The 24,155-nt window shown below is 70.7% G+C and carries 11 protein-coding genes; 8 read left to right on the top strand and 3 right to left on the bottom strand.

Annotation, left to right across the window (positions count from 1 at the left end; genetic code table 11):
• Positions 1-69 precede the first annotated feature (69 nt).
• Genes ACLARN_RS19365 through ACLARN_RS19340 form a run of 6 tightly spaced genes read left to right on the top strand, consistent with a single transcriptional unit; the run spans position 70 to position 18,662 of the window.
• Positions 70-267: an MbtH family protein gene (locus ACLARN_RS19365; protein ID WP_409492833.1), complete on the top strand. Its 198-nt coding sequence runs from the start codon at positions 70-72 to the stop codon at positions 265-267.
• 4 nt (positions 268-271) lie between these two features.
• On the top strand, positions 272-8,035 hold the full coding sequence (locus ACLARN_RS19360) for an amino acid adenylation domain-containing protein (protein ID WP_409492832.1): 7,764 nt from the start codon (positions 272-274) through the stop codon (positions 8,033-8,035).
• A gap of 4 nt (positions 8,036-8,039) precedes the next feature.
• A complete protein-coding gene (locus ACLARN_RS19355) occupies positions 8,040-14,903 on the top strand; it encodes an amino acid adenylation domain-containing protein (RefSeq protein ID WP_409492831.1) in 6,864 nt (2,287 codons plus the stop codon).
• On the top strand, positions 14,900-16,123 hold the full coding sequence (locus tag ACLARN_RS19350) for an MFS transporter (RefSeq protein WP_409492830.1): 1,224 nt from the start codon (positions 14,900-14,902) through the stop codon (positions 16,121-16,123). The genes ACLARN_RS19355 and ACLARN_RS19350 overlap by 4 nt, the downstream gene beginning before the upstream one ends.
• Entirely contained in the window at positions 16,120-16,389 is a 270-nt protein-coding gene (locus ACLARN_RS19345) for a phosphopantetheine-binding protein (RefSeq protein WP_409492829.1), read from the top strand. The genes ACLARN_RS19350 and ACLARN_RS19345 overlap by 4 nt, the downstream gene beginning before the upstream one ends.
• On the top strand, positions 16,389-18,662 hold the full coding sequence (locus tag ACLARN_RS19340; protein WP_409492828.1) for a lantibiotic dehydratase: 2,274 nt from the start codon (positions 16,389-16,391) through the stop codon (positions 18,660-18,662). The genes ACLARN_RS19345 and ACLARN_RS19340 overlap by 1 nt, the downstream gene beginning before the upstream one ends.
• Before the next feature lie 300 nt (positions 18,663-18,962).
• On the opposite strand, the gene ACLARN_RS19335 is transcribed toward ACLARN_RS19340, so the two are convergent.
• On the bottom strand, positions 18,963-19,229 hold the full coding sequence (locus ACLARN_RS19335; RefSeq protein WP_409492827.1) for a hypothetical protein: 267 nt from the start codon (positions 19,227-19,229) through the stop codon (positions 18,963-18,965).
• A 351-nt stretch (positions 19,230-19,580) separates the two neighbouring features.
• Here ACLARN_RS19335 and ACLARN_RS19330 point away from each other — a divergent pair, with 351 nt between their 5' ends.
• Both ACLARN_RS19330 and ACLARN_RS19325 read left to right on the top strand, forming a co-directional pair.
• Complete coding sequence (locus ACLARN_RS19330; RefSeq protein ID WP_409492826.1) at positions 19,581-20,030, top strand: hypothetical protein; 450 nt, start codon at positions 19,581-19,583, stop codon at positions 20,028-20,030.
• Positions 20,017-22,083 carry a M48 family metalloprotease gene (locus ACLARN_RS19325; protein ID WP_409492825.1) on the top strand — a complete coding sequence of 689 codons (2,067 nt, stop codon included), beginning with the start codon at positions 20,017-20,019 and terminating at the stop codon, positions 22,081-22,083. Before ACLARN_RS19330 ends, ACLARN_RS19325 begins: the two co-directional genes overlap by 14 nt.
• 46 nt (positions 22,084-22,129) lie before the next feature.
• On the opposite strand, the gene ACLARN_RS19320 is transcribed toward ACLARN_RS19325, so the two are convergent.
• Both ACLARN_RS19320 and ACLARN_RS19315 read right to left on the bottom strand, forming a co-directional pair.
• On the bottom strand, positions 22,130-22,327 hold the full coding sequence (locus tag ACLARN_RS19320) for a hypothetical protein (RefSeq protein WP_409492824.1): 198 nt from the start codon (positions 22,325-22,327) through the stop codon (positions 22,130-22,132).
• Positions 22,328-22,604: 277 nt separating this feature from the next.
• A complete protein-coding gene (locus ACLARN_RS19315) occupies positions 22,605-23,627 on the bottom strand; it encodes an RICIN domain-containing protein (protein ID WP_409492823.1) in 1,023 nt (340 codons plus the stop codon).
• Between the last annotated feature and the right edge of the window lie 528 nt (positions 23,628-24,155).

Raw genomic sequence — 24,155 nt, 5'->3', positions numbered from 1 at the left:
CATGTGCCGGACCGCCCCGGGTTGTGACAGTGGCGGCTGTCCACGAACGGCAGGCAGAAACGGCGGCCCATGAACCCCTTCGACGACCCCGACGGCCGCTTCCTGGTGCTCGTCAACCACGAGGACCAGCGCTCGCTGTGGCCCGCCTTCGCCGAAGTCCCCGAGGGCTGGCGGGTGGAGCTGAGCGAGACAGACCGGCAACGGTGCGTGGACCACATCGAGCGGGTCTGGACCGAGCTGCGTCCGCGCAGCCTGGCAGACGGCTGACACGATGAGCGACCCCCGCCCCTCCCTGCCACTGACCGCCGGGCAGCGCGGGCTGTGGTTCCGGCTGCAGCTCGCCCCCGGCTACCGCGGCTACAACCAGCGCTATCCCTGGCTGCTTCAGGGAGAACTCGACGTCGAAGCGGTCCGCCGAGCGGTGACCGGGGTGGTGGCGAGGCACGCCGCGCTCCGGACCCGGTTCGTGCTCGAAGGTGACGACCCGATGCGGATCGTCGAGCCGCCCGCGCCCGTCCCGGTGCCGCTGATCCCGCTCACCGGCGGACCCGGGCCCGCGGAGGAGGCATTGGACCGGTACGTCGACACCGAGGGCGTGACCCCGTTCGACCTGACATCGGGCCCGCCGCTGCGGGTCTCGTTGCTGCGGCTGGCCGAAGACCGGCACGTCCTGCTGCTGTCGGTGCACCACCTGGTGTTCGACGGCAGATCCGCCGGGGTCTTCCGCCGCGAGTTCGCCGAGCTGTACGAGGCGGCGGTGCACGGCCGGGAGGCACGGCTTCCGGCGCCTGACCGGTCCGAGCCGCGCGAGGAGGAGGCCGGATTCGCCGCACAGTTGGACTACTGGCGTGACCGGCTCAGTGGCCTGGAACCGCTCGCCCTGCGCGGCGACCGGCCCCGGCCGGCCGTGCGGACCGGCGCGGGGGCCATCGCGCGGGTGTCTCTCGGCGGCGAGGAGGCCCGGCTGCTCCGCAAGCTGGGCGGACCGCACCAGGCCACCCTGTTCATGACCGGGCTGACGGCGTTCCAGATCCTGCTGTCACGGTTCACCGGGCAGCGTGATCTCTCGGTCGGGGTGGCCAGCGCCGTCGGTGCCGGGACGGCGTCACGGATCGGGTTTGCCGTCAACACCTTGGTGGTCCGGGCGGATCTGACCGGCGAGCCCGGTTTCGGGACGCTGCTGGAACGTACCCGCGACCGGGTGCTGGAAGCCTTCGCGCACGGCGACGTCCCGTTCGAAGACGTGGTCCGCGAACTGCGGCCCGAGCTGGATCCGGGCCGGACCCCGCTGTTCCAGGCCATGTTCGGCGTCGAGCGGCGGACGAACGACACGATGGCCGGTGTCGAGGTCAGCTCGTACCCGCTGCGCACCCAGGGCGTGAACACCGATCTCGCGGTATCCCTCGTCCACCGCGACGGCGGGCTCGACATCGAGGTCACCTACGACACCGAACTGTTCGAACCAGGCTGGGCGAACCGGTTCGCCGACGGTTTCCGGAACCTGCTCTCGGCGCTGGCTGCGACCGGCACCTCGGCCGGGATCGAGGACCTGCCGGTGCTCACCGGGCCGCATCACGCACTGCTGGACGCCCCTGCCGTGGCCCCTCCCGAATCGGTGACCGCCTCGTTCGACCGCTGGGTGGCACGAGCCCCCGGCGCACCCGCCGTGGTATGCGGTCCCGTTACGCTCCCCTACGCCGAACTCGACCGGCGCGCGCACCTTCTCGCCGGGAAACTGCGCGCGCTCGGTGCGGGACCCGGTACCCGCGTCGGGGTGTCCGGCTCCCGGTCCCCCGGACTGGTGGTCGGCCTGCTGGCCGTACTGCGCACCGGCGGGACGTACGTGCCACTCGACCCGGCCCATCCGGTGTCACGGACCCGATGGACCCTGGAGGACGCCGGGGTACGCCTGGTCGTCGCCGAGGACAGCCCTGAGGCGTTGGAACGTTTCGCCGGTGTCACGCTGGTCTCTCCCTCGGTTCCGGACGGCGTTCCCGATCTCCCGCGTCCGGTGGAGCCGAGCCGGGACCCGGCCTACCTGATCTACACCTCCGGCTCCAGCGGAACCCCCAAGGGCGTAGAGGTCGACCGAGGCGCGCTGGCCACCCATCTGAGTGCGGTGGCCGCCGCCTTCGGCGTACACCACGGCGACCGGATCGCCCAGATCGCCAACAGCGCGTTCGACGTCTCCCTCGAACAGATTCTCGTCCCGCTGGTCTCCGGAGCGGCGTGCGTGGTGATCACCGATCCCCGCGCGGTGGACGAGACCGCCGCCGAACTGCTCCGCACCCGGCCGACGGTGCTCAACGTGACCCCGTCCTACGCCGACGCGCTCTTGGCCGAACTGGACGGGCTGGACGGCGCCGGCTGGGCACCCCGGCTCCTCGTTCTCGGCGCGGAAACCCTGACCGGGGCCCAGCTCACCGGCTGGCGGGCGCGCTTCCCCTCCGCCCGCGTGGTCAACGCGTACGGCCCGACCGAGGGCGTGGTCACCGCCACCGCCTTCACCGTGCCCGCGAACTGGTCGGAGCACGGCGTCCCGATCGGCACGCCGCTGGACGGGCGCACCGCCCACGTCCTCGACGACCGTCTGCGCCCGGTTCCAGCGGGCGCGACCGGTGAGCTCTACCTCGGCGGCGACGCACTGGCCGGCGGGTACTCCCGGCGTGCGGCACACACAGCCGAGCGGTTCATCGCCGCTCCTGGTGGCCGCCGCTGGTACCGCACCGGAGATCTGGTCCGGCTCCGCGAAAGCGGCGACCTGGAGTTCCTCGGCCGCGCGGACGAACAGGTCAAGATCCGGGGCCACCGCGTCGAACCCGCCGAGATCGAGTCCGCGCTGGCGGCGCATCCGGACGTCGGCGCGGTGGTGGTCACCGTCCGGGACGGGCGGCTCATCGCCCATTTCACCGGCGGCGCCGAGTCGTTGCGTGACTTCGCCCGCTCGGTATTGCCCGGCTACCTGGTTCCGGCGTTCTTCATCCCGGTGGACCGGTTACCCCTGACGCCGAACGGCAAGGTCGACCGCGCCGCGCTGCCCGCCCCCGCACCGGAACCCGCCGGCGGCCACCGGCCTCCCGCGACCGCCGCGGAACGGGCGGTCGCGAAGGTCTGGCAGGACGTGCTGTCGGTGCCCCTGGTGGGGCGGGACGACGACTTCTTCGCGCTGGGCGGGCATTCCCTCACTGCGGGCCGGGTGATCGCGCGTCTGCGGACCGAACTCGGGACCTCGGTGGGCATGGCCGCGCTGTTCCGGCACCGGACACTCGCGGAATTCGCCGCCGCGACCACCGAGGCGGCCTCCCTGCGGCCTCTCACCGATCCGGACACCGCACTCCTCTCGGCGAACGAACGACGGCTGCTGCTGGCCCACCAACTCGATCCCGACAGCGCCGAGTACGTCATCACCCTCGCGTACACAGTGGACGGACCTTTGGACGAGACCGCGCTGCGGCGAGCCCTCACCACGCTGTCCGGACGACATCTTGCCCTGCGCACCCGCTACCGGATCGGCGCCGGGGAACCGGTCCGCCTCATCGACCCGCCTGGCCCGGCCACGCTGCACACCCTCGACCGGCCATCCGCCGGAATCGAGGCGTTCCTCGCCACGGAAGCCGCCACGCCGATCGACCTGGAGACCGGTCCACTGGTGCGGTTCTCCCTGGTGAACAACGGTTCCGCGGCCTCGGTGTTCGTCGTCGCGGTCCATCACATCGTGTTCGACGGCTGGTCCGCGCAGGTCTTCCTGAACGACCTCGCCGAGCTGTACGCGGGGCGTGCCCTCCCCGGCGACGCGGCACAGGTCTCCGACTTCGCGTCGTGGCAGCGGCAAGCCCTGCTTTCGACCGAATCGGCGCGGCTGCACCGGTTCTGGGCGGATCGGCTCCGGGGAGTCGGCCCGCTCGTGCTCCCGACGGATCGTCCACGTCCCCCGCTGCGCTCCACCGCCGGCGCGGTGTGGCGGTTCACCGTGCCCGCCGCCCTGCGCTCGACGGTGGAGGAAACCGCGACGGCACAGGGCATCACCCCGTTCGTGCTCGGCCTCGCCGCCTGGCAGGTCACACTGGCCAGGCTCGGCGGGCACCACGATTTCGCCGTCGGCACGGTCTCGGCCAACCGCGAACACGCCGAGTTCGACGGGGTGATCGGCTGCCTGGTCAACACCGTGGCCGTCCGCGCCGATCTCGCGGACTCGCCGGGCGACTTGCTCAGCCGCACCAGGGACCAGGTCGTCGACGCGCTCGCCGGCCAGGATCTCCCTTTCGACGAGGTGGTCCGCGCGGCGGGCGGGCGACGGGATCCGGGCAGGCATCCGCTGTACCAGACGATGTTCACGCTGGAGCACCGTCCGGCGCCACCCCGGCTGGGCGACGCGGTCCTTCGCCGGGTGCCGCCGCCCTCCGCGGCGGCCAAGGAGGACATCACCCTCTCGCTGGTGTTCGACGAGGGCGCCACCGGGATCGCGGCCGCGCTGACCTACGCGACGAGCCTGTTCGACGAAAACCGTGTCGCGCGGATGGCCGAAGGCTTCCTGCGTGCCCTAGAGGACATCACCGGTGGGGCAGACCTGAAGCTCGGCCGCTCCGCTCCCGCCGCCAGAATCTCCGGCAGAACGCCGCACCGGAGCACTCTGGCGCCCCGGACCCCGGCCGAACGCGCCTTGGCCACGATCTGGGCGGAGACCCTCGGACACGCCGAGGTCGGGATCGACGAGAACTTCTTCGACCTCGGCGGCGATTCGCTGCTGGCAGGCAAGATCGCCGCCCGCGCCCGTAGCGTACTCGGGGCAGGGCTCCGGCTGCGCGACCTGTTCGAATGCCCCACCATCGCCGCGCTCGCCGGGCGAATCGCCGGCGCACCCGCGCCACCGGCCGGGCCGGAGGCTTCCCTCGCCGGTGAGCACCGACGCGAGCTGTCGTCGGGCGAGCGACGGCTGTGGCTGGCTCAGCGCCTGGATCCGGACAGTGTCGAGTACACCGTGCCGCTGGTGTACCGACTGCCGGACGAGGTCGACCTCGCGGGCTTGCGCCGCGCGCTCACCGACATCGTGCGGCGGCACGAGGTACTGCGCACCCGATACGTGGTCGAGGGTGATGAGCCCGTCGCCCTCGTCGATCCGACCACGTCCATCGCCATCGAAGTGCTGGACGTCGGCTGCCTGGACGACGCCGTCGAGGCCGAGTTACGCCGCCCGTTCGACCTCGCGGCCCAGCCGCCGATCCGGACCAGGGTCCTGCGTTCCCCGGACGGCGAACGCAGACTCGTCGTGTCGATGCACCACATCGCCGTCGATGGCTGGTCGGTGGCGGTGCTCCTGCGGGAACTGGCCGTGTTCACCACAGGCGGGAAACCGCCGGCGCCCGCCCGCCGATTCGCCGATCACGTCCGGTGGGAGCGGTCCGCCCTCGAATCCGGGCTCCTGGCCGGATCCGAACAGTTCTGGCGTGCCGAACTGACCGGCGTGGAGCCACTCGCCCTGCCCACCGACCGTCCACGGCCCGCGCTGCGCTCGGCGAACGGGGACGTCGTGCGGTTCACGATCCCCGCCCCACTGCGTGAGCGAGCCGAAGCGCTCAGCCGACACAGCGGCGTCACGCTGTTCATGACCGGTCTGGCGGCGTTTCACGTGCTGCTGTCGCGGTGGAGCGGTCAGCACGACGTCACCGCGGCGATCACAGGAGCCCATCGCGACCACGCCGAATACGCCGACGTGATGGGTTACTTCGCCACCACCGTGGTCATCCGGGCCGACCTTGGCGAGGATCCGCCGTTCGCGGAGTTCCTGGCACGCACCCGGGAACGGGTCCTCACCGCACTGAGCCACCAGGCACTTCCGTTCGACCGGGTGGTCCGCGCCGTCGCCCCGCCTCGCGATCCGAGCCGGACTCCGCTCTACCAAGCCATGTTCGCCCTGGAAACGGGTGCGACGGACCTCCGACTCGGCGAGGCGACACTGGCGCGGCTGCCGCTGAAAAGCTTGTCCGCCAAGGAAGATCTCGGGCTCACCCTCGCCGAGGACGCCACCACCGGCGACCTCGTCGGACATCTGGTGTACGCCACCGATCTGTTCGACCGGGCGACGGCCGCGCGGCTGGCGGAGAGCTACGCCGTACTCCTCGCCGGGGCGGTCGCGGCCCCCGGCACGCCGGTCCGCGACCTTCCCCTGCTCTCCGACGGCGAACGAGCGCGTGTCGCCGCGCTGCGCGCCCCGGCGCCGGAGTCACCGCCACCGGTCCACCAGGCGTTCGAACAGCAGGTCCTGAAGACCCCGGGCCGGGCGGCGGTCCGATTCGACGGCGTGGACACCGACTATGCCGAACTGAACCGGCGGGCCAATCGCCTCGCCCACCGGCTCCGCGCCGCCGGTGCCGGGACGGAGGTCACGGTCGCGGTCTGCCTCCCGCGATCCGCGGACACCGTCGCCGCCCTGCTCGCCGTGCTGAAGTCGGGCGGCACCTACCTTCCGCTCGACCCGGCGTACCCCGACGAGCGGTTGCGCTGGACGCTCGCCGACACGGCGGCGGCCGTGCTGGTCACCACCGGGGACGTCGCCGGGCGGTTCGGCGGGCTGGACCTGCCCGTGGTGCGCACGGACACCCTCGACGACATCGCCACCGCCGAGAACCCGGAACCACTGGGAGGGCCCCGCGACGCCGCCTACGTGATCCACACCTCCGGCTCGACCGGAACTCCCAAAGGCGTGGTGGTCGAGCACCGTTCCCTCGCCGCGCACTGCCAGGCCGCGCGGGAGCTGTACGCCCTCGACGGCGACCGGGTCCTGCAGCTGGCCTCGACCAGTTTCGACGCCTCGCTGGAGCAGATCCTTCCCGCGCTGACGTCGGGGTCGACCGTGGTGCTGCGCGGCGACGACGTGCTCGGCGCGGTCGAACTGGCCGGGACACTGGCCGACGACGAGATCACGGTGTGCGAGCTGACCCCGGCCTACTGGGAGGACCTGGTGACCGTGCTCGCCGACGGGATCCGGCCGGCTCCGCCGTCGTTGCGACTGCTCGTGCTGGGCGGCGACACGGTGCCCGCCGGGACACTGCGCCGCTGGCTGGCGGCCACGGACATCCCGGTGGTCAACACCTACGGCCCGACCGAATCCACCATCACCGCGACGGCCTTCACCGCGCACCGCGACTGGACCGGCGAGCGGGTACCCATCGGCGTGCCGTTTCCCGGCCGCGAGGTACGCCTGCTCGACGACCGGCTCGTCCTGGTACCAGGCGGGGTCGTCGGGGAGGTGTACCTGGGTGGGGCCGGAGTGGCCCGAGGCTATCTGGGCCGCCCGGGGCTCACCGCGCAGCGGTTCGTGGCCGATCCGTGGGGACCGCCCGGCGCCCGCCTCTACCGCACCGGAGACCTGGCCCGGCTCCGGTCGGACGACACGCTGGAGTTCCACGGCCGTGCCGACCGGCAGGTCAAGATCCGCGGATTCCGGATCGAGCCGGGTGAGATCGAGTCGGCCCTCACCGCGCACCCCGCTGTGCGCGCGGCCGCGGTGATCGCCCGCGAAGATGTGCCGGGAGACCGGAAACTGGCCGCCTATCTGACCGGGGTTCCGGTCGACACCGCCGAACTGCGCCGGTTCCTCGCCTCGAGGCTGCCCGGGCACCTGGTCCCCTCGGTCTTCGTCCAGCTGGCCGAACTGCCGTTGACGACCAACGGGAAGCTCGACGAGGCCCGGCTGCCGGCGCCCGCCGGGCACGCCACCCCACCGGACGCCGTCCCGGAGTCACCCACCGAACAGGCCGTGGCCCGGATCTTCGCGGAAGTCCTCGGTGTCACCGGGGTGGGCGCACTGGACGACTTCTTCGGCCTGGGCGGGCATTCGCTGGCGGCGAACCGTGTGTGTGCCCGTGCCCACGCGGCGTTCGGGATCGAACTCCCGCTCCCCGCGGTGTTCCGGCATCCGACGGTCCGCGATCTGGCCACCGTGGTGGAGGAGCTGGTGTGGGCGCGCGTGCGGGACATGACCGACGAGGAGATCGCCGAGGCGGTCGCCGCGCACTCCGAAACGAAGGACCGGTGACACGATGACGGATCTCGACGCGACCGAGCTGCGTGCTCGCCTCGCCGGAATGCTGCTCGGCGGCAATTCTCCCGGCCAGGCTTCCCCGGCGCGGCCGTCCGGGCCACTGCCCGCGACCCCGGCCCAGACCGGGTTGTGGTTCCACGACGAGCTGTTCGGCGGCAGCGCGGCCTACACCGTTCCGCTCGCCCTGCATGTGCCCGGCCCGCTGGCGGTGGACCGCGTCCGTGAGGCCACCGACGCCCTCGTCGCCCGGCACGACGCCCTGCGCACGCGGTTCGCCTACCGCGACGGCCGAGTGTGGCAGGAGGTGCTGCCAGACTCGGCCGGTTCCGTCGCGGTGCACGAGGTGACCGGGCTGCCGGCCGCCAGGGATCTGATCCGGGACCTGGTCGACGAGCCGCTCGACCTGGCCGAGGGGCCACTGCTCAAGGTCGCCGTGCTCCGGCTCGCCGCTGGCGGGCACGTACTCGTGTTCCGTGTCCACCACGCCGTGTTCGACGGCTGGTCCGCCACGATCCTGCTCCGCGAGTTCACCGAGCTGTACCACCGCCGGTCGCTCCCGCCACCCGCCCTCCGGTTCGCCGACTTCGCACGTCGGCAGCACGCGCTGATCGAAGGCCCGGAAGGCGAACGGCGGCTGAGGTTCTGGAAACAGGAACTGGACGGCGTCCCGGCGCTGGACCTGCCGGTCGACCGTCCCCGGTCCACCGATCGCTCGGACCGGGGAGCGCTGGCCGCCTTCGCGGTCGAACCGGCGGTGGCCGACGCGCTCGGCACGCTGGCCCGGGAGCACGGCTGCACCCTGTTCATGGCCGGGATGGCCGCCTTCCAGGTGCTGCTCGGCCGCTTCTCCGGACAGCACGACCTCGTCGTGGGCACCGCGACGGCCAACCGCCCCGGGGCCGGCTACGAGGACGTCATCGGGTTCTTCGCCAACACCGTCCTGATCCGCGGGGATCTCTCCGGGGAACCGGATTTCATCGGTCTTCTCGGCCGCACCCGCGAACGGTGCCTTGCCGCCTTCGAGCGCCAGGATCTGCCCTTCGAACACCTCGCGCGGGAGCTGCGGCCAGGCCGGGATCCCTTGTGCCAGGCGGTGTTCAACCTCGACACCGAGGTTCCCTCGCCGGGCCCGGAGTTCGACGGTGTCCGGGCCGAACCGCTGGGTTTCACCACGGACACGGCCAAGTTCGACCTCGTGCTGAGCCTCGCCCGCGAACGGTCCGGCGGGCTCAGGGGGTCGCTGGAGTACTCGACCGACCTGTTCGACCGGGAAACCGCCGCCAGGATGGCCCGGGGATACGCCGAGCTGCTCGGCGGGATCGCGCGCGACGCGACGGTGCCGATCGTCTCGCTGCCGGTCCTTCCCGCCGCCGAGGCGGAACTGCTGGCGGCCGGGCTCGACGGCGGACCGGATCCGGTGGGATCGCTCGTGCACACCGTGTTCCGGGAGCGGATGCCGGAGAGCGCGGACGCGGTCGCCGTCGTCTGCGGGGACGAGGAACTGACCTACCGCGACCTCGACACCCGGGCGAACCAGCTCGCCCACCGGCTACTGGGGCTGGGCGTCCGCCGGGGTGACCGGGTCGCGATCGGACTACCCCGGGCGGTGGATCTGGCGGTGGCCGCGCTCGGCGTGCTCCGGGCCGGCGCCGTCTACGTCCCGCTCGATCTGGCGCACCCCGAGGCAAGACTGCGCTTCGCACTGTCCGATGTGGACGCCAAGGTTCTGGTCACCCTGGCCGAGACCGCCACGGACGCACTGCTCGCCGGCCGGGCGACCGCGGTCCTACGGCTGGACGCCACACCGGCGGGGTACCCCACGCACGACCCCGGGGTACCGCTGAGTCCCGACGACCTGGCGTACGTGATCCACACGTCCGGATCCACCGGGGTGCCCAAGGGCGTCGGCGTCACCCACGCCAACGTGACCACTCTGATCGAGGCCAATCGCGAGAGCCTGCCGACTTCCTCCGGCGACGTCTGGGCGTGCGCGCACTCGTTCGCCTTCGACTTCTCCGTCTGGGAACTGTGGGGCGCGCTGCTCTCCGGCGGCCGCGTGGTCATCGCCCCGGCCGAGACCGTGCGCGCTCCCGAGGCGTTCGCGGACCTGATCGTCCGTGCCGGAGTCACCGTGCTCAGCCAGACGCCCACCGCCTTCGGTCATCTCGCGCCGGTGCTCGCGGACCGTCGGGCGGAACTGCGCCTGCGCCGGGTGGTGTTCGGCGGCGAAGCACTCGCGCCGTCCGAACTGGCGGACTGGACTGATCGACTGGGCCTGGACCGTATCGAACTGGTCAACATGTACGGGATCACCGAGACCACCGTGCACGTGACACTGCACCGGCTCACCTCGGCGGATCTGTCCGCCCCGGTGAGCCCGGTGGGCGGGCCGTTCCCCGGCCGCCGGATCCATCTCCTCGACGACCGCCTGCGGCCGGTGCCACCTGGAGTGCGGGGTGAGCTGTACATCGCGGGAGCCGGACTGGCACGCGGGTACCTGGGCCGTCCTGGCCTGACGGCGGCACGGTTCGTCGCCGATCCGTTCGGCCGGCCCGGTTCCCGGCTCTACCGCAGCGGGGACCTGGCGCGGACGCGCGCGGACGGCACGCTGGACTACCTGGGCCGCTCCGATCAGCAGGTGAAGATCCGCGGGTTCCGGGTGGAACCGGGCGAGGTGGAAAGCGCGCTCGCCCGCCTCGACGGGGTCCGCGCGGCGGTGGTGACGGCCCGGCCGGACGAGTACGGCGCCCCCCGACTGCTCGCCTATCTGACCGGCGTGCGCCGTCCCGTCGGGGAGGTGCGGGCCCGGCTCCGGAAGGACCTGCCCGATCACCTGGTGCCGTCGGTGTTCGTCTGGCTGGACGAGTTCCCGCTGACCGCCAACGGGAAGGTCGATCTCGCCCGGCTGCCCGAGCCGGACAGGACCCGCCCCGATTCCGGGGGCACGGGACCGGCACCGAGGACCCCTGCCGAGCAGCGGGTGGCCGCGGTGTTCGCCGAGGTGCTGGGTGTCGGCCGGGTCGGCGCCGAGGACGACTTCTTCGACCTGGGCGGTGACTCGATCCTGGCGCTGAGGGTGGCCGGGCGCGCCGCGGAGGCAGGCCTGCGGATCAGCGTGCACGACCTGTTCCGGCACCGGACGGTGGCCGCGCTGGCCGAAGCCGCGCCGGAGGCAGGTGAGCCGCGTCCGGCGGTGACCCCGTTCAGCCTGCTCACTCCCGAGGACCGTCGGCGCCTGCCGGAGGGACTGGCCGACGCCTACCCGCAGACGATGATGCAGCGCGCCATCCTTTACGAGATGACCGCGCGGCCAGGGCGGACGCCGTACCACAACGTCACCGGTTTCCTCGTGGACCACTTCACGCCGTTCTCCCGCGACGCGCTCGACCAAGCGGTCGCGGAACTTGTGGCACGCCACGAAATCCTGCGGACATCCCTGGCGCCGGGTGGTTTCGGCGAACCGCTGGCGCTGGTGCACCCGCGCGGCGAGCACCGGCCGCTCGTGGTGGATCTGCGTGCGCTTCCCGAGGACAGGCGCGACGCCGCCTACACCGAGTTCTTCCGGCAGGAGAGCGCCACACCGCTCGATCTGGACCGGCCGCCGCTCCTGCGGCTGGCCGTGCACCGGATGACCGACCGGTGGGCCCGCCTGACCGTCACCGACAACCACGCGATCATCGACGGCTGGAGCTTGACCTCCCTGCTGGCCGATCTGCGGGAGCTTTACGACGCCGGGGTCACCGGCCGGACGGTGCCCCCCTTCCGGCCGCCGCCCCCGTTCTCCGAGTACGTCGCGCTCGAAGCGCAGGCCAAGAAGTCCTTCGAGGCAAGGGAGTACTGGGCGGGACAGGCGCGGGCGCTCACCCCGGTGACCCTGCCCGAGTCCGCCACCGATCCAGGGGACGACCAGGGCGTCCACGAGATCGAGGCGCCACTGGAGGAGCTGACCGAACGCCTGCACACCGCCGCCGCGGCCGCCGGGGTGCCGCTCAAGACGGTGATGATCGCGGCACACCTGCGCGCCATGCAGATCCTCTCGGGCACCACCGCGGTGTCGACCGGGCTGACCTGCAACGGCCGTCCCGAACTGCCAGGGGCCGAGCGGATGCGTGGGCTGTTCCTCACCCTCGCGCCGTTCGGTGTCACCGAGACGCCCGCGACCTGGCGGGAGTTCCTGCGCGCGGTGTTCGCGAAGGAACGCGACATCCAGCCGTACCGCCGCTACCCCACCGCGTCGATGACCAGGGACCAGGGCCACCGGGTCATCACCACGCTGGTCAACTACGTCAGCTTCCACAACATCGGCGCGGAGGTCTCCGACGACATGCGGGAGGTCGCCTACACCGATCTGCCGCTGGCCGTCACCTTCCACCCCAGGCTGATGACGCTCCAGGCCGACAAGGCGGTCCTCTCCCCGGCTCGGGCCGAGGCCATCGCCAGGCTCCATCTGGCCGTGCTGACGGCCATCGCCGAAGACGGCCCTGGCCCGTTCGGTTCGGCGTTCCTCGGCGAGGACGACGTGCAGCCGTTGACCGGCCCCGGCACGGATCCTCGGGAAACCACCCTGCACGAGGCCTTCCGCGCGCAGGCCCGGCGGACACCCGACCGGGTCGCGGTCGCGCCCGCGTTGTCCTATACCGAACTGGACCGGCGATCCGACGCCGTGGCGGCGGATCTCGCCGGGTACGGTATCCGGCCCGGTGCCCCGGTGGGAGTGTTCGTCCCGGAACCGGCCGAGCGGGCGGTCGCCTGGCTGGGGGTACTCAAGGCCGGCGCGGTCGTGGTCCCACTGTCCGGTGCCGACGCCTCGTCTCCGGTGGCGCGCGGTGCACAGGCGGTGGTGCCGACGGTTTCCGGGGCGGCGTTCGATCCGGTTCCCGTCCTTCCCTTGACGGACGTGAAATCGGCGGAGCCCGCGGAAGTGGTCGACGCGGACCTCGCCGTCCTGCCGCGCGGGGCCTCGAGTGAACCCGACGGCCGCGCGCTGTCGCACCGGGCGATCCTGAACCGCGTCCCACGCACCGCGAAAGTGAGCCTGAACCTGGGGCCGGACGAGGACGCGTTCTGGGGGCCGTTGCTAGGCGGAGGCCTGTTCGTGCCCAGCCCCGCTTCCCTGCCCGATGCCGGACAGGTGCGAGCGCTGATCGCGCGACACCGGGTCGGACGGCTGACGCTCACGGCCGCCCTTGGCGCCCGGCTGCTCACCGAGGACCCGCACTGTCTGTCCGAAGTGGACGAACTGTGGGTGAGCGGGGAACTGCCGCCGTGGTGCCTGGACGCGCTGCCGGACCGAATCACCGTGGTCACCGGCTATGGCAGCACCGAGACAGGACTTTTCGTCGCGCGTAAGGAGGCATCGGGTTACCGGCCCGCGCCGGGTGCGCGGATCACCGTGCTCGATGGTCAGGGCCATCCGGCACCCGCCGGGGTCGTCGGTGAGATCCATCTGGCCGATCATCCCGGCGGGCGATTCTGCCGCACCGGCGATCTCGGATGGGTGGACGGGAGCCGTACGCTCCACGTGCTCGGCCTCGAGGCGGACCAGATCCGGGTGCGGGGCGTGCGAGCCGACACCGCCCGGATCCGCGCTGTCCTGTGCCGGCACCCCCAGGTGCGCGACGCGCTGGTGGTGCCGATCGAGGGGCGCCTGTCCGCCTACCTGACCGGTGTCCGCGCCGATCTGCGGCCGTTCGCCGCCGAACACCTGCCCGCACCCCTCGTGCCGGAGTCCTGGACCTGGCTCGGTGAATTCCCGCTGACCTCCGACGGGATCGTCGATCGCACCCGGCTTCCCCTCCCGGAACCCGATCAGGAGGAGACACGACCACGGGTCACCGCCGCGTCGGCGACCGAGAGCACGCTCGCCACGATCTGGGCGGAGGTACTGGATCTGGACGAAGTGGGGGTCACCGACGACTTCTTCGACCTCGGCGGCGACTCGATGACCCTGCTCGACATGCGCGCGGCGGCCCAGAACGCGGGCATCACCCTGACCGTCCCGATGGTGCTGGAGCATCCGACGATCAGGGGCCTGGTCACCGCGCTCGCCGCGTCCGCGCCGGCGAGCCCGCCGCCGTCGGCGAACCTCGTCCGGCTGCGCGCGGGCGGCCCCGGCGCCCCGCTCTATCTGGTGCATCCCACCGGCGGCAGTGTCCGCTGGTACGTCAAGCTGGCGACGTTGACCGGCCAGGACCGCCCGGTACTGGCGTTCCAGGCCCCCGGCTCCGACGGGGACCGCGAAACGCCGGAAACGGTGGAGGCGCTGGCAAAGGTTTACGTCGCCGACCTGCTGGCCACCGGACAGGAGGCGCCGTTCGCGTTGTGCGGCTGGTCCTTCGGCGCGGTGCTCGCCCACGAGATGGCCCGGCAGCTGCGCGCGGCGGGACGCCGGGTCGACCCGCTGCTGTTGCTGGACCCGCCGATGCCGACGGCCGCGGAGGCAAGCCGGGTCACCGAACAGGTCGGCTTTCTCCGGGAGGCCGAAGAACTGGTGGCGACGCTCCCGCACGGCCTCTCCCCCGAACGCGACCGGCAGCTGGCCCGGATCCTGGACCTGCTCCGGCGCTCCCAGGCGATGGGGGTGACCACCGAATCGGTGGCGGGACTGCCGCTGCGGATGTGGCGGGCCCTGCTCCAGGCGCTGGCGGAGCATCGGCACGGCCACTACGACGGGCCCGCCGTCCTGGTCCTGGCCCGCGACCGGACCGACGACGGGCACGCCCGCCAGGTCGAACTGTGGACGGGGCTGACCACCGGGCTGGCCGTGCACACCGTCGACGGCGGTCACATGGACATCGTGGACTCGTCGGCACCGGAAGTGGCCGCGATCATCCGCCGGGCGCTGGACGAGCGGCCGCTTTGAGGTGGCCGGTACGCGCGTTGCTGCTGGCGGGAGGGATCTCCGCCTTCGGCTCGCAGATGAGCATGCTGGCGCTGCCGTGGTTCGTGCTGGAGCAGACCGGGTCGGCGGGGCGGGCCGGGCTGGTCTTCGCCGCGCAGATCCTGCCCACCGCCTTGTTCGGCCTGCTCGGTGGTGAGGTGGTGCAACGGTTCGGGCCTCGCCGGGTAATGGTGTGGTGCGACGTCGCGCGGGCGCCGGTGATCGCGCTGGTGCCGGTGCTGCACGCCGCCCAGGCGCTCAGCTTCGGCCTGCTGATCGGGATCGTCGTGGTGCTCGGGGTGTTCACGATTCCCTATCTGGCCGCACAACGGCTGCTGGGCACGGAACTGGTGCGCGGTGACGCCATGGCGGTGACCCGGGTCAACAGCGTGCTCGAAGGAACGGTGAACCTCGCCGCGTTCGCCGGCCCCGCGGCGGCCGGGCTGCTGCTGACCACCATGTCACCCGGGCAGGTGCTGCTCGCCGACGCGGCCACCTACGCGGTGTCGGCTCTGCTCCTGTTCGCCGTACCCGCCGTCGGATCGGGGCAGGCAACCGCCGAAGCCCCGCGCGGGCTACTGGCCGGGTTGGGATATCTACGCGGGGACCGGTTCCTGGGGCTGGCCGCCGTGTCGAGCGTGCTCTACGGCCTGCTGTTCCGGATGCTGTGGATCGCCTTGCCGCTGCTGGCCTTCCAGCGCTTCGACGGCGACCCGGCGGTCGGCGGCCTGCTCGTCGCCTGTTCCGGGGGTGGTGCGGTGGCCGGCTCGGTCACCGCCTACCTGGTGGCGCCGCGCTGCCCGCCCCGGATGCTCGCCGCGGTCGCGGCCGTCGTGATCGCGCTGCCGCTGTGGGTGCTGGTCACCGGTGCCCCGCTGCCCTGGCTGCTGGCCGCGCTCACGCTGTCGGCGGCCGCGGTACCCGTGCTGAACGCGCCCTACTTCACCCTGCTGACCACCCGCGTCCCCCCGGCGTGGCGGCCGAAGGTGCTTCAGGCGGTGATCACCGTCAACGCCTTCGGCGGACCTGCCGGGTTCCTCCTCGCGGGGTTCCTCATCGAGCGTGCCGGGCTCGACCCGGTGCTTTACCTCGTCGCGCTGGCGGCGACCTTCGCCAGCGCCATCTTCGTCGCCGCGGCCTGGCGGCCGGGCCCGGCACCGACCACAGCATCGACACCAGCACCGGAAAGGCAGTACCGATGAACGAGAAAGCACCGACCGTCGAACGGACACACACGGAGACGGCCGCGGTCATCCTGCGGCTGTACCGAGCGGCCCTCGACAACGACACGCTCACCGCCGACAGCGACTTCTTCGAATCCGACGGCGACTCCATGGCGGCGTTCGAACTGACCGTCGGCGTGCACCGGGAGCTGGGCGTCGAGCTGCCGCTGGGTGCGGTGTTCACCAATCCCTCGCCCGACCTTCTGACCGACGCGGTGCTCGCGATCGCCGCCGGGCGGGCGTGATGGGCGCGCTGGTCCCGATCGGCGGCCGGTGGTCACTCTGGCCGCAGCTGGTGCTTCGGGGCGCCGGCTTCCCCGCGGAGGGCGTGCTCCGCCTCGCCCCCGAGGGTCTGGGCGAGGCGGCGGACGCGATCGCGGGGGAAGCACCGGACAGCGCCCAGCGTGCCGCCTTCGAGGACGCCTACCACCAGGCGGCGGTCGACACCGCGTTCGTCCTCCAAGAGATCGCCGCGGACGATCGGTTCCGGACCGCGATCACCTGGCAGAACCAGTCCGTGGTGGAGCAAACGCTCACGCCCTTCCTTGCCTGGACGCCCACCGTCGAGGGCCGGACGAACATGCCGCGCAAACGCGAGGAACTCGTCGCCCGCTACTGGCAGCGGTTCTGCGTCAAGAACGACACGATCGGGTTCTTCGGGCCGGTGGGCTGGGGCCGGTTCGACCCGGCGCTGACCGGGCTCCGGGTCACCACCTCGCCGGAGCTGATCGAAAGCTCCGAGGTGTACCTGTCGAGCTGGGCGATCGACTCGCTGGCCAAGACGCTCGACGGGAAACCGGGTCTCCGCCGCTGGCTCGCGCCACGGCGGGTGCCGTTCGTCCGGCTCGACGGTGGCCAGGTGTGTGTCCCGGGCAGGCCACCGGTACCGGTCGGCCCGGAGGAGGAGAAGATCTTCGTGCTGTGCGACGGCACACTCACCGCGGACGAGATCGGCCGCCGTACCGGTGTCGAGGACACGGCCCGGATCCTGGAGCGGATGTGCGGCGACCGCTGGATGACCTGGCGGCTGGAGGTACCGGCCGGGCCCCACCCGGAACGGGCGTTGCGCGCCCTGCTGGAACGGATCGGCGAGGACGGGCTGCGCCGCGAGTGCCTGGAAACGCTGGAGCTGCTGGAGTTCCGGCTCGGCGAAGTCCGTCGCGCGGCGGACGCCGATTCGCTGGGCGCCACGTTGTCCGCGCTCGGCGACGACTTCACCGGCCTGACCGACGTGGCGTCCCTGCGGGAAAAGGGGGCACGGGTCGCGCCGTGCCGGGCGGTGGCCTACTCCGACGCCCGCCGGGGTGCCCGGGTCCTGCTCGGCAGCCGGATGGCCGAGGCACTCGCACCGTTGGAACTCTTCCTGACCAGTGCGAGGTGGATGGCCACCGAACTGGCCCGACGCACCTCGGAACGCGCCAGGACCATCCTGGCCGGACTCGGCCCCGGGCCGGTCGACCTGGCCTCCTTCTGGTTCGCATGCATGCCGTTGCTGCACGGGGACGCCCCGGCCGACGCCGCGGACATCCGAGCAGACTTCCGGCGACGATGGTCCTCACTCCTGCCCGACGAGGGCGGCCGGGTGACCCTGTCGGCCGATTCACTGCGCCCCGAGGTGGAACGCCTGTTCCCGGTACCGCCGGGCACTCCCGGCTGGGCGGCTTCGCGGTACGTCAGCCCGGATGTGCTGCTGCTGGCGGACAGCAAGGAAGCCGTGGCACGCGGGGATTTCCAGGTCGTGCTCGGCGAGCTGCATACCGCGATCAACACGATGGGCGCGTCCGTGTTCCTGACCCAGCATCCCGAGGTCACCGAACTGCTGGACCTGACCACCGGCGACTTCCCTGGCCCAAGGCTGCTTCCGTTGCTGGCCAAGGAGAATCACACCCGGTTGTCCGCCAGGACCCGCCAGTCGCTGGTACGGGACCAGGACTACCAGGTCGCACTGCTCGACCACACCGCCGACCCGTCGCGGCCGCGAGTCGCGCTGAGCGCGGACGCCGTGGTCTCCGAACGTGACGGGCGCGTCGTCGTCCAACTGCCCGACGGCCAGGAGTTCGACGTCCTGGAGGTGTTCTCCCAGGTGCTGACACGGCTGGTGATGGACGCCTTCCAACCCGTCCCAGACCTACCCCACACCCCGCGGACCACGGTCGACCGTCTGGTCGTGGCCCGGGAGACCTGGCGCCCGCGGGCGGGCGAACTCTCCTTCGCCGAGTCGAAAACCGAGTCCGAACGGTTCCTCCGCGCCCGGCAATGGGCGCGGGCTAACCGGTTGCCCCGCTTCGTCTTCGCCGTCTCGCCGACCGAACCAAGGCCGCTCTACGTCGACTTCGACAGCCCGGTCTACGTCCAGATCCTGGCGAAAGCCATCCGGCGGCTGACCAGGAAAGACCCGGATGCGACCCTCACCATCACCGAAATGCTGCCCACCCCAGAACAGACGTGGCTGGCAGACGGCCACGGTGACACCTACACCGCCGAACTCCGCCTCGTCGCGGTGGATCAGCAACCCTGACCTTGCACCGCATCGGGATCGCACGAAGCGGGTCACCGGCCAGTGCCACCGCGATCCACGGCATTCGAACTAGGTGCGCTCGCCCGATGTCCCCCGCGATAAGCGGCTCAGCCACGTTCAAGGCCAGCGTGACGACACTCGAGACCAGTAGCAGTCGGCGCGCAGGCCGGATCACCTCGGCCCGATACTTGCTAGTGCTATCGCTTGCCGCCTAGCGCGAGTCAGCCTGTAACTCTCATTGGCTCGCGTATCCTGCGACATGGTTGTCACGGACGGGCGGCATGAAGGTGCTGGACGCGGCTACGCTCCACAAATGTCATACGGTTCGCCGCCCACGTTGTGCTGCATTGCGTAGGCGTCGCAGAGGTACGGGTTTCCCGGTCCGTCGGGATCGTCGGCTGAGCCGCGGGAGGCGATGAGAGTGTGCTCGTCGTTGCGCTTGAGTGTGAAGCTCTGGCCAGCCTGGAAGCTCGAGTCGGCGTAGGCATAGTTCGTGACCGTATTGCCGCCGCTGTCGGTGTACCAGATCTTGGTGTAGGTGCCGGTCTTCGCTGAAGCCGATCTCACCAAGCCTCACTGCGCGACGCGCTGGCCGACAACGACACCACATGGCCGGACGGGTGCAACTACCAACAGGCCATGACACCGGCCACACCCCAACGAACCCGATCAAACTCAAACCTAGGTACAGATCAGCAAAATCGCTGGACGCCGGCGGCCCGAGCGAGTGACAGCACCTCGGCACGATCATGGCGAATCGATCGCTTGAATTGTTTCAGTTAAAGACCTCTCGTAACAGAGGCGGTGTCCGTCGCGACAGGTACCGGTATCGCGGCGTGGGCCGTGCTGACGAGATAGGGGCTTCTTATGGGTTTGCGCCGTCCGTCGCCCTCGGCGGTTCCGCTTGGTGATCCAGACGTGCTGAATCTCGCCCGCGAGATCGTCGGCACGCACTATCCGCCCGAGCTCGACCTGTTCGACGCCGTCGTGGACGAGTATCGGCGTGACCCGGACAGTCTGCTAAATCCGGAGACCCTGCGTGCGCCGGTGGGTATCGGTGTCGATCTGGTGCTGATGACGCCGTACGTTCTCGCGGCGGCGGCCTATCTCGGGAACGTTCTCGTGGAGAAAGCGGCTGACAAGACGCTGGACGCGGTACGCGACCGGCTCACCAAGGCATGGGCCGCGCGCAAGGCAGGACGAATTACCGACGACGCTCCCCCTCCGGCGAATGCCGACGCCGACCTCACCATGGTCATCACGATCCATCTGACCGGCACGGGAGCCAGTCCCGAGGTGGCACGCGAAATCGCGGGCAAGGTCAGCGACGCGCTACTGCCCGGAAAACCTGCCAGTGACGACGACTGATCAGCGACCGCCCGGCGTCGATACGGGAACCGCATCCGTACCGTCCGCGGGGCGCGGGCGGTACGCGCTGCTCATCGTGGTGCTGCTGCTCGCCGGAGTGCTCGTCGGAAGCCTTCTCCACGGCCAGTTCCTGGGATTGGCGTGGCGGGACGCCTTCCTGACTTGCCGGGCGGCGACACCTCCAGTCACTGCCGGAGACACACCAGCCCAAAGCGTGGAGAAGTCACAGCAGTTCCTGCAGTGCCTGGCACCCGCCGAACGACGCAAGGGACTGGTCTCGCTCAGCGGTGCGGTCCTGGTACTTCTGCTCGGTCTCGCGCTGACACAGTTGTTGCCGTGGCGCCTGTTTCGCCGCGCGGGTCCCGTCCGGCCCGCACCGGCGGTGTGGCAGGAACGCGCGGAGCGAGCGGTGCGCTCGATGCACCGCCACGCGGCACCCCCGCAGGTCGTCTTCGGCTCGCTGGCGTTGCGGGAGGCGTTCACCATCCGGTTCCTGCGCCGGACCCGGATGGTGCTCCCACCCGGAATCGTGACCGCGCCCGCTGAGCAGGCCGAGGCGATCGTGCGGCACGAAAGCGCCCATGTCGCGGCCGGCGACGTCGGCCTGGTGTGGCTCACCCGAGGTGTCTGGTGGGCATTACCGCCCGTCCTGCTGCTTCCCATGGCCACCACCGAAATCCGGGTATTGCTGAGCAGTGACACGGCGTCCCCGCACACGCTGTGGACACCGTTCTGGGCCGAATACGCGGCTCGCGCGGCGCTGGTGCTCATCCTGACCGCACTGGTCTCCACCAGCGTCCTGCGTTCACGCGAGCACGAAGCCGACCTCCGCTCCGTGCGAGGGACCCCGTCGGCACCGTTACGGGCGTTGCTCAGCCGCACCACCACCAGGCGGATGTCCTGGTGGCACCGGGCCAGGGCCATCCATCCCCCGCCCGCGCGACGCATCGCCGTGCTCGACGCAGGCGATCTTCCCGGACAGACCCGGGTCCTCGACGGTGTCGTCTACGGTGCGCTCGCCGCGATGGCCGCCCAGACGGCGACCCTGGTGGCACTCCCCACGCTCCTCGGCACAGGAGAGAATTCCCAGACCTACGCGGTACCGCTGTCGTGCTTGCTCGCCGGTGTGCTGACCGCGGCGGGCTGGGGCACCGCGCTCTGGCGAACCCCCCAGCGCTCCGCCCTCACCCTGGCAGGTGTCACCCTCAGCCTGCCGCTGGGTGTGGCCTTGGGCTTCCTGACCGACTTCTCCCGCACCGGCACCACCGACCTGAGCCCCTTCGGCGACTGGCCGCAACTCGTCGCCGTCTCACTCGCCATGGCCGGAGCCGCCTGCCTGAGCCTCGCCCTCGCCGCACTCTGGGCTGCCCACGCCGGCGCCGTCCCCACGCCACGCCGGATCTGGATCCTCGCCGCCGTGCTCAACACCGCGTTGTTCACCGGCGCCTGGTGGATCGGAATGACCTCCGGCACCCTGATCACCATCGCCGAGAACTGGTTCTTCGGGGTAGCGATCGCGGGCATGACCGCGGCGTGGCAAGAACCGGCCGCACTCGGCTTGATCGTCATCGCCGGTCTCGCCTGGTACTGGAACCGCCAACGGCTCTCACTGCTCGCGACCAGTGTCGCCGCTACGGCCGCGGCATTGGCCGGACGCGAACTGCTGCCCGTCAACGTCAATCACACCGACCCGCTGGCCCTGGACCGGCTCGACTGGTGGATCGCCGTCAGCGCGGCAACGGCATGCGTACTCACCCTCACCGCACTCCACGGCCGCAACGGACTCGGGAACTCACTCGCCGCCGCCCCACTGGCCGCTCTCCTCACCACCACCGGATGCCTCCTGACACGAGACCCCCAGCACGACCTCATCCCCTACCTCACCTCGGCCATGGCCTTGTCCACCCTCGCCATCCTCTGCCTCGCACTGCCCATCACCCTGCTCCCCAGCCGGTGGCTCCGTACCCGCACCTGGCACCGGCCGGCACTCGCACTCGCCACGACCGCGGGCACCACCACGATCGTCATGCACCTGGGAAACGTCCTCACCTAAGTCTCGCGAACCACCCGCGGCCGACGTCAGGTAGCCGGTGAGGCGGTCATCGAGCCGGGCCGCGTCGCGCGAGTGCCCGTGCGTCCGCGCGCACCAGGCTGATGGTGTTGTCGATCTGCCGGATCCGTAGCTGCGGGTCCAGGCCGAGGACGGGTTCGGCGGCCGCGAGCGCTCCAGTGATGTTGCCCTGACCGAGCCGGGCGCGGGTGACGTCCAGTCTGGCGAGTGCCTCGTTGGTGACCACGCCTGCCGTTCCTCCAGGCCGGGTGCGTTCGGGTCGCGGGGAGTGTGGTGGCGGTGGCGCGGCATGCCCCGATCTCGCCATGCCACCCGCGGCACGACCGTCGTCGCCGGTTCGGACAACGCGACCGATCCGTACTGCCGATGAGGGGCACGGTCACCAGCAGACTGTTACCCAGATCTTGCGATCCTTTCGTCATGCGTGGCTCAACCAGACGCAATGGCCCCATCCTGACCGGACGGTCCGAATGGGGCCACATCACCCAGTCAGAGCCAGGCTTCTATGCGGCGCAGTTGGTGAACTCCGGCCTGGTCTTGGCGTGGTAGACGCTCGCGCCGCCGTTGGAATCGTGCTTGAGGGGCACGGTAATGGTGTCTTCGATGGTCCACGCGAAACCTTGCGTGTCGAACGTCCAGGTACCGGTGACCTGCGTCGCCAGTTCGGACAACGCGACCCATCCGTACTTCCTGGCCTGCACGGAGACGGTCAGGCTGTTACCCAAGTCTTCCTTGAGGTTCAACGAGGTCTCGCCGTGGACCTCGCCGGCGACCATGACCTTGATGGGAAGGGCGTCGGAGCCGAGCTGCAGACTTGCGCTCAGCTTGAAACCGACTGTGTTCGTCCAGCCCGTGGAGGTGGTGAGGGTGAAGGTCCACGGTATCGTGTCGGACGTGTCGTTGTACCACACTGGCGAGACACAAACCTGCGGCAGGAGCACCGGGCGCTGTTGGGTGGTCGTGGACCACGAGCAGGTCGAGGTGTCCTTGGTGCACCGGGCGGCGGCGTAGTCAACGGCCGTGCTCAACGCCTTCGTGTAGACGTCGGCGGGGATGGTCCATTGCTGAAGAGGTGTGCCGCTACATTCGTCGGTATAGACCCCGTTGTCGCTATGATCGGGGGTCTGCGGCGACAAGCAGGAGTTGTCGGCCTCGTGGCGGATCATGAAGGCCTTCTGCCCCGATCCGGTGACCGGCTGGAAGTACCACTTCTCGCTCGCGCGTCCATCACAGGGTTGCTGCTGCAACTGCTGGTACAGCCTGGGCGCGTCAAGGCACTTGCCGGTGGTGTCGTTGACGATGGTGAATCCCAAGGCAGGGTTGGCTCCGGTGTTGATGCGCCACGACTGGGCAGAGCCTGGCGCCTTGTTAACGACGATGGCCGCGCCGTCGTTGCGGGCACCATCCTTGACATCCAGGAGACGGCCGTCCTTGACGGAGGTGAGCGTCAGCTGGATCAGCGCCATGGTGGCGAAGTCCTCCTGAGACGCGGCGGTAGCCGGGATGGACATGGTCCCCGTGGCCACGCACAACACCGCAATTATGACAGGTAACCTTCTCCGCGAGAATCTCGTGCGTCTCGCTGCTGTTTTTGCCACCGGTGCGGTCCTTTCATGGTGCGCATTTCAAACGGATAGCTGTCAAATGCACGACTGCTGGGAGCACTCACCAACCAGCGTCTGGCAAGGTTCGCCGGCATTCCCCGCGAACCTTGCTGGACGGGGCACCAGGCCGTGTCTGGTGGATCTTGGTTGTGAGGACGCTGATGAGGGGTGGAGTTGCCTTTCGTGGGTGGCGATTCGGTTTCTGGTCCGTGAGGTCACCTTCACAGACCACTCTGGTCAGAGGGCGGCGGGACTGCACGCGGGTCGGTCCAGTTACGACTCACGGCGCCGAAACGCCAACCCAAGATCCACCGGACACGCCCTAGTACTCCAGCCGGACTTCGTGATGTCGCTGGTGGGCTGCCCGTAGACAGGTGCGGCCACCAGTTGATCATGGTCGGTTGTGTGGACTAACCCTGATCGGCTGGTGGCCGCGGGTCCCAGCGTAAA

Source organism: Amycolatopsis sp. cmx-11-12 (assembly GCF_046269425.1).
Lineage (GTDB): Bacteria > Actinomycetota > Actinomycetes > Mycobacteriales > Pseudonocardiaceae > Amycolatopsis.
Note: the sequence above shows the minus strand (reverse complement) of the source record. Positions and strands in the feature narration are given on the sequence as shown.